Origin of the sequence: Salinibacterium sp. (assembly GCF_031364185.1) — a bacterium.
Taxonomy (GTDB): domain Bacteria; phylum Actinomycetota; class Actinomycetes; order Actinomycetales; family Microbacteriaceae; genus Rhodoglobus.
In genome coordinates, this window is the sequence record NZ_JANLVV010000032.1 from 1 (window position 1) to 6,300 (window position 6,300).

The 6,300-nt window shown below is 64.1% G+C and carries 5 protein-coding genes; 2 read left to right on the top strand and 3 right to left on the bottom strand.

Annotated elements, in window-relative coordinates; translation table 11 throughout:
* The first annotated feature begins 108 nt into the window (after window positions 1–108).
* Both RMN95_RS01865 and RMN95_RS01870 read left to right on the top strand, forming a co-directional pair.
* Complete coding sequence (locus RMN95_RS01865) at window positions 109–393, top strand: DUF4162 domain-containing protein (protein ID WP_309615265.1); 285 nt, start codon at window positions 109–111, stop codon at window positions 391–393.
* 23 nt (window positions 394–416) lie between these two features.
* On the top strand, window positions 417–1,499 hold the full coding sequence (locus RMN95_RS01870) for an ABC transporter permease (protein ID WP_309615269.1): 1,083 nt from the start codon (window positions 417–419) through the stop codon (window positions 1,497–1,499).
* A gap of 94 nt (window positions 1,500–1,593) precedes the next feature.
* Here the strand turns inward: RMN95_RS01870 and RMN95_RS01875 are convergent, their stop codons facing one another.
* From RMN95_RS01875 to RMN95_RS01885, 3 genes are all read right to left on the bottom strand, one after another.
* Window positions 1,594–3,675 carry a PhoX family phosphatase gene (locus tag RMN95_RS01875; protein WP_309615266.1) on the bottom strand — a complete coding sequence of 694 codons (2,082 nt, stop codon included), beginning with the start codon at window positions 3,673–3,675 and terminating at the stop codon, window positions 1,594–1,596.
* A 149-nt stretch (window positions 3,676–3,824) separates the two neighbouring features.
* Window positions 3,825–4,838: a proline dehydrogenase family protein gene (locus RMN95_RS01880; RefSeq protein WP_309615267.1), complete on the bottom strand. Its 1,014-nt coding sequence runs from the start codon at window positions 4,836–4,838 to the stop codon at window positions 3,825–3,827.
* Between the two features lie 96 nt (window positions 4,839–4,934).
* Entirely contained in the window at window positions 4,935–6,239 is a 1,305-nt protein-coding gene (locus tag RMN95_RS01885; protein WP_309615268.1) for a heparan-alpha-glucosaminide N-acetyltransferase domain-containing protein, read from the bottom strand.
* Window positions 6,240–6,300 lie beyond the last annotated feature (61 nt).

Sequence of the window (6,300 nt, forward strand, 5' to 3'; positions counted from 1 at the left end):
GTGGTGGGGGTGCTGGGGGTGCAAATGTTTTTTGCGGCCCGGGGCGCCCCGGTGGTTTTTTCTTCGCCCCCGCTCTAATGCGTCGAACGACTCTGCGACGATCTTATCGTGATTGCGGATGGCGTCATCCGCGCGACCGGATCTCGCGAGGGACTCCGCGCCCAGCACTCCTTGCCGCGCTTCGACCTGCAGCTCGCGGGTGACGCGGGCTGGCTGCGCAGCGAGCCCGGCGTCACCGTGGTCGATTTCGACGGTGGATTCGCGCGGTTCGATGTCGACACTGACGCGACCTCACAGCGAGTGCTCGAGAAGGCACTCGCCACCGGCACCGTGAAACGGTTCTCTCCCGTCGTTCCCTCACTCTCACAGATTTTCACGGAGGTAATCCAGTGACCGCCTATCAGACGCCCGGGGCAATGCAGGCAACCTGGCTCGTTGCCGAGCGGGAGGTGAGGATGAAGCTTCGCAGCAGGTCCTTCCTCATTTCCACCGCGATCACCATGCTGGCAATCCTTCTCGGAATCGTAATTGGCGGGATCGTGGGGGCCAATCCCACCCAGCCGAAGATCGCCGCCGTGGGCAGCGCAATCGCGGTGGTGACGGAGACCGGCGCCTTCGATGTGGTCGAAGCGGCCACGGTCGCCGAGGCCGAAGACCTGGTCAGGTCGGAGACAGTCGAGGCAGCGGTCGTGCCGGGCTCCGGAGGGTCAGGCTCAGATGCAGCAGTTTCGGGCATCAAGGTCATCGGCCTCGACTCGGCCCCCAACAACGTGATCGCGGCGCTCAGCCAGGCACCCGAGGTCACGTTACTCGAGCCGTCCGACCAGGACGCGGGCATCCTTTACCTCGTCGCCATCGGGTTCGGGCTGGTGTTCTTCATGTCTGCCCTCACTTTCGGGCTTACCATCGCGCAGAGCGTGGTGGAAGAGAAGCAGACCCGCATCGTCGAAATCCTGATGTCGACAGTGCCGGTGCGGGTGCTGCTCGCCGGCAAGATCGTCGGCAACAGCATCCTCGCGTTCGGTCAGATCCTGCTGATCGCCCTCGTCGCCGGGGTTGGGCTGCTCGTTACCGGCCAGGACATCCTGCTCGCCGACATCGGTCCGTCGCTGGTGTGGTTCGTGGTCTTCTTCGCCTTCGGTTTCGTGCTGCTTTCGTCACTGTTCGCGGCGGCGGCGGCGCTGGTGTCACGTCAGGAGGACATGGGCACCGTGACATCCCCCATCATGATGCTCGTGATGATTCCCTATTTTCTGGTGATCCTGTTCTTCGACAACCCGCTGGTGCTCGGAATCATGTCGTACGTGCCGTTCTCGGCGCCGGTGGGCATGACGATGCGCGTGTTCCTCGGCACGGCCGAATGGTGGGAGCCGTTGCTCTCGCTGGGAATCCTCGCCGCTGCCACCGTCGGCTTCGTCGCGATTGGCTCGCGAATCTACGCCAATGGACTGCTCAGGATGGGCACGCGAATGAAGCTCGCCGAGGCGCTGAAAGGCTGAGTAGGGCGAAGCACCGCGAGCGCGGTCATTCGTCGCGACCGCGCTTGTGCGCACAACGGCGGTCGCGCCGAACGGCCGCGCTCGACCGTGCTAGCTACTTCTTCCAGACCTGCACCACCGAGGGCCGCGGCAGGGCGGCGGCTCCCTTCGCGGGCCTTGTGCCGGGAGTGACGTAATCCGGGAACAGGGAGTTCGGGGCATCCCACGTGCCATCCTCGCCGGGGTGCTGCACGGCGACGTAGACCATGCCATTTCGCGAGTGGATGACCGGGCCACAGGTTTCCGCATCGCGAGGTACCGACAGAAACTGTTGCACGTGCCCGCGCTCGGGCCCCTCGAGCGGAACCTTGAACAGGCCGTCGCAGTAGCCGATGGTGGAGGGAGCTCCGTCGGTGGAGATCCACAGGTTTCCCTCCTCATCGAAGGCCACGTTGTCTGGGCAGGAGATTGGCGAGACCTGCTCGGGCGGGAAGCCCGCGAAGTAGGTCGAGCCGTTGGTCGCCGGGTCACCGCAGACCAGCAGGATGCTCCAGCCGAAGGTCGTGGCCGTGGCATCCCCACCGTCTTCGGTGATCTCGATCACGTGGCCGTCGCGATTGAGGTTGCGGGGGTTCGATTCGGTGGCCGCTTCCTTACCCGGCTTCCCACGGTCTGAGTTGTTCGTGCAGGCGACGTAGATTTTGCCCGTGGCAAGGTTGGGCTGTACATCCTCGCAGCGGTCCATCTTCGTGGCGCCGACGGCGTCGGCCGCGAGTCGGGTGTGCACCAGAGCCTCCTCCGTGCTGAAGCCGGCCACCTGGCTGACCCCATCGATGACCAGCGGAATCCAGGTTCCAGTGCCATCGAACATCCCGTCGGCCGGCAGTTGGCCGGTACCGGTGATCTCTGGCGCCGGCGAGTTGCCCGAGAACTGTGCCACATACAGGCTGCCGCGGGTGAGCAGAGTCTTATTGGCCGCACGGGCAGCGCCAGACTTTGCGGGGTCGAAGGTGTCGGCGGAAACGAACTTGTAGAGGTAGTCGAACCGCTCATCGTCGCCCATATACGCTGCGACGTGACCGGTTGCGCCCACGATGACGTTGGCGCCCTCGTGCTTGAGTCTGCCAAGCGCGGTGTGTTTGACGGGCGCCTCGTCCGGAGACTGCGGGTCGAGCTCGACGATCCACCCGAAGCGGTTGGGCTCGTTCTCGTAGCCGGGCGTGCGGGCGTCAAAACGCGGGTCGACGCGCTCCCACAGACGTCCCGTTTCCTTGTCGGCGAGACCGTACCGTTGCTCGGCCGCCGTCGTGCCCGCCGATCGGAAATAGCCGTTGAAGTTCTCCTCACCCGAGAGCACGGTGCCCCAGGGGGTCGTGCCGCCGGCGCAGTTGCCGAGCGTTCCGAGGATGGTGGTGCCCTCCGGGTCGTCTGTGGTCTGAAGCAGTGCAGACCCGGCTGCGGGGCCCGAGACCGAGAAGGGGGTGGATGCCGTGATGCGGCGATTGCGACGGCGTTCGGCTCGGTAGGTCCATGGACGGCCCGGGTACATCCTGCGCAATTCCACCACAGACATCCCGTGGGCCATCATGGCGATGCGGCGCTGCTCATCGGCCTCCTCCTCGGTGGCGGCGGGCGGGAACATGATGTCTTCATTGGTGTACTCGTGGTTGGCAACCAAAAGGCCCGTGAATGCATTCTGTTCGAGGATGTCGAGATAGTCGTTGTTGTAGCCGAACTGGCGCGACTGTGCTTCCGCAGATTGTGCGGCCGGGTCGAAACGGTCGCCTCGCGACATGATGGGGTCGCCCCAACGAATGATGGGCCTCCAGGTGAACCCCTCCGGCACGATGAACTGGTCGGTCGCGGCCGGGATCGAGGATATCGGAGTGAATGCAAGCCCCCTGGATCCGGCCGGGGTTGTCGCGCTGGCGGGTGCTGCCGACTCCAGGGTGCCGCCGATCACGATGGCGGCGGCGCCGATCCCCGCGGCGATGAGCACTGCGCGGCGCGACAGGGCGACGCCGGCAATGTCACGGAAGTAGTCGTTCTCACTCGTGTTGGGAGCCGGGTGGAAGCAGGCACTGGCACACTTCAGTTGGCAGGTCACGGCACTGCGCTTGCCAGCGGTATGCCCCTGCATGGGCAGCAGCGGAATCAGTGGTCGCGCTGCTGTCGGTCGTTCGGGTGTGAGCGTCATCTCGGGGCTCCTCTGGTTCGTCCGCATGGGGTCTCAGCTACCCCTAAACGAGGGATAGACCAACCATCCCAGTACCGCTCGGAAGCCGCGCGAAGCGAAGATGACATACGGATGAACCGTAGGTGAACTGACGCGGGATTCCCCGTGCGCTAACGGCCTCCTGCGTCGACGATGGCGTCGAACACCCGCTCGGGCTCCTCGGCAATTCGGTTGAGCACGTACAGCCACCATTCGCCTCCGAAAGCCACGTACTCCCGTGTGCGCAACCCTGCGCGATGGAGCTTATCGAGTGCGGCAGTTCCGAGCCCGAGCAGCATCTCGAATTCCACCTCCCCACCTACCAGCTGTGCCCCATGGCGATCACGGATCTTCTCGATCAGCGTCAGATCGTGAGTAGCGATCGAGACCGGATGCCCCGATTCAATGAGCCGCTTCGCCAGACCGAGGTACGCCTCATGCAGTTCCGTGCTGTCGCGAGCGTACGCGTCACTCTCCGACTCAAGGAACGCTCCTTTCACCAGGCGAATCATCCCGGGGCGCTCAAGAACGCGATCAAGATCCCTGGGCGTGCGGTGCAGTCTCGCCTGCAGTGTGATCCCGACATGGGGATAGTCGGCAGAGAGCTGGTCATAGGTGTCGAGGATGAGGTCTGTGCGGCTCGAGCCTTCCGCAGAGATCATCAGCGCAGTGGGGAGCGGTGCCGTAGGGAGCGGTGCCGTCGCAGCAGCCATCCGGCGGGCGTTTGCCAGGCCGAGCGCGGGATCAACCAGCGAGCCAACGTGGGTCAGGTCGAATGAGACCGTGCTGGACAATTCGAAATTGGGCAGCCCGGTATTGGGCAGCCCGGTATTGGGCAGCACAACACTGCCGATCGCCTCGATCAGTCGGAGGAACACTTCGGTCTCGGCCTCGGCCCTGGCTGCATCACGGACACTTTCGCCCGTGTATTCCAAGCTGACGTTGTGGCCCCGAGCGACGCTTGCGTGAGCGGCATCCAGCGCCTCCCCGATGGTGTCGCCGGCCATGTACCGGCGAGCGATACGGGCCGCTACGGATGCCAGGGCAGGGGAGCCCATCACGGCACTCTTCAGCCGCTCATCCAGCGCCCAGGTGCGAAGGATGTTCGCAGCATCGGTAGTCGTGAGTTGCGGTGAGTCAACCATTCGATGACCCTACGTCATCGACGTAATGCCGTCGAGGTGGCATCGTCTCGCCAACATGGGCGTCAGCCACGGCAGGCTCTCAGCGGCAGCAGGCGCTCAGCGGCGCGGCGATCCCCACCGCACGCCAAGCCGGGCACAGTGGCGAGCTACCCATGTTGTGAATGTTTCAAGGGGACCCCGACGCCTGATCGCTGCCAGAATGGCCCCGATCGCGAGGACTCCGGCGATGTGGATGCCGAGAATACCGAGGCCGTTAAACCACCATTCCGGTTCAGAAAGGTCGAAGAATGTCATGCTGACAATCGTGGTCATTATCGTGGCGAGGACGTGGACGGAGTAAATAGTGAGGGGCGCGGCGCCCGCCGTGGCGATCGGGCGCAGCATGAGGGGTAGCGGATGGGAAAGCCGTTGCGTCGTGAGCAACAACACTCCCAGGATGACGAGGGAGACACCGAGGGTGCGAACGATGTCACCCACCGAGCCGGTATGAGGTGTGGCGTTGACAACGGCTACCCACCCGGAGCCCACCGGCCCACCGAAGCCTTCGACGAGCAGCGTCCTTACTAGGTCAGGGCTGAGCGCACTGGCATCCACTAGTTGACCGATGACAAAACCGCGGGACAGGGCGTCGATGAGCGTCGCGATTGCCGCCATCACGGCGCCCGCGATGGTCATCCGAATGGCAAACCTGGAAGCGCGCCCCTCGGCGGTTGCTGCAAGCACAAGCTTGCCGACCGCCATCCCCACCAGAACGTAGACCAGCCACGTCACCACCGGGTACGTGCCTGTGAAGAACACCGAGTACAGGAATTCGAACGGACCCGCAAGCGACAACTCTCCTATCGTGTCGAGATCGGCTGCTGCCCGCACGGCGAGGTTCAGGAAGGGTCCAGTGAGAGCGAGCGCCCCCGCGACGATGATCAATGCCCGGGCCGGAACCCTAAGAAACGGCGAGGCACAGATCAAGGCGACACCGAAGTACACCAGCACCACCACCACCAAGCCCGGTGGAAGGCTCAGCACAACTCCGATCAGGGCAACGATCACACCCCGGCCGACCAGCGAGAGCGCGGCCGCCAGGTGTTGCCCGTCGGTGGCGAATCGTCGGGTAGACAACACTGCACTCACGCCGCCGATCAGGGCGAACAGGGTCGACGGAAATCCGTAGATCGGCTCCACCAGCCCATTCATCGGCGGAAGAAACAAGAGGTGCGTGGCGATCATGCCCACGATCGCCAAGAATCGTGCAAGGTCTACGGCGACAATTCGGGCGGGACTGTTCAAGCCGATGAACGCGGTCGCCGTTGCCGGTTCCACCGAGACGCTGGCGCCGTCGGCCGCCTCGATGGCGCCGTGGTGCTCGCTAGGACCACGTACTTCCATGCTGTTTCTCTCCTTCATAAACTGAACTATATCGAGATCGGCCCCGAGGAGAAATGGAGCTAAACCCCGGGTCTTCGTG

Coding starts and splice junctions, on each gene's coding strand:
- RMN95_RS01885 (WP_309615268.1), bottom strand. CDS start 6,239: ATGAAGGAGAGAAACAGCATGGAAGTACGTGGTCCTAGCGAGCACCAC.
- RMN95_RS01870 (WP_309615269.1), top strand. CDS start 417: ATGCAGGCAACCTGGCTCGTTGCCGAGCGGGAGGTGAGGATGAAGCTT.
- RMN95_RS01875 (WP_309615266.1), bottom strand. CDS start 3,675: ATGACGCTCACACCCGAACGACCGACAGCAGCGCGACCACTGATTCCG.
- RMN95_RS01880 (WP_309615267.1), bottom strand. CDS start 4,838: ATGGTTGACTCACCGCAACTCACGACTACCGATGCTGCGAACATCCTT.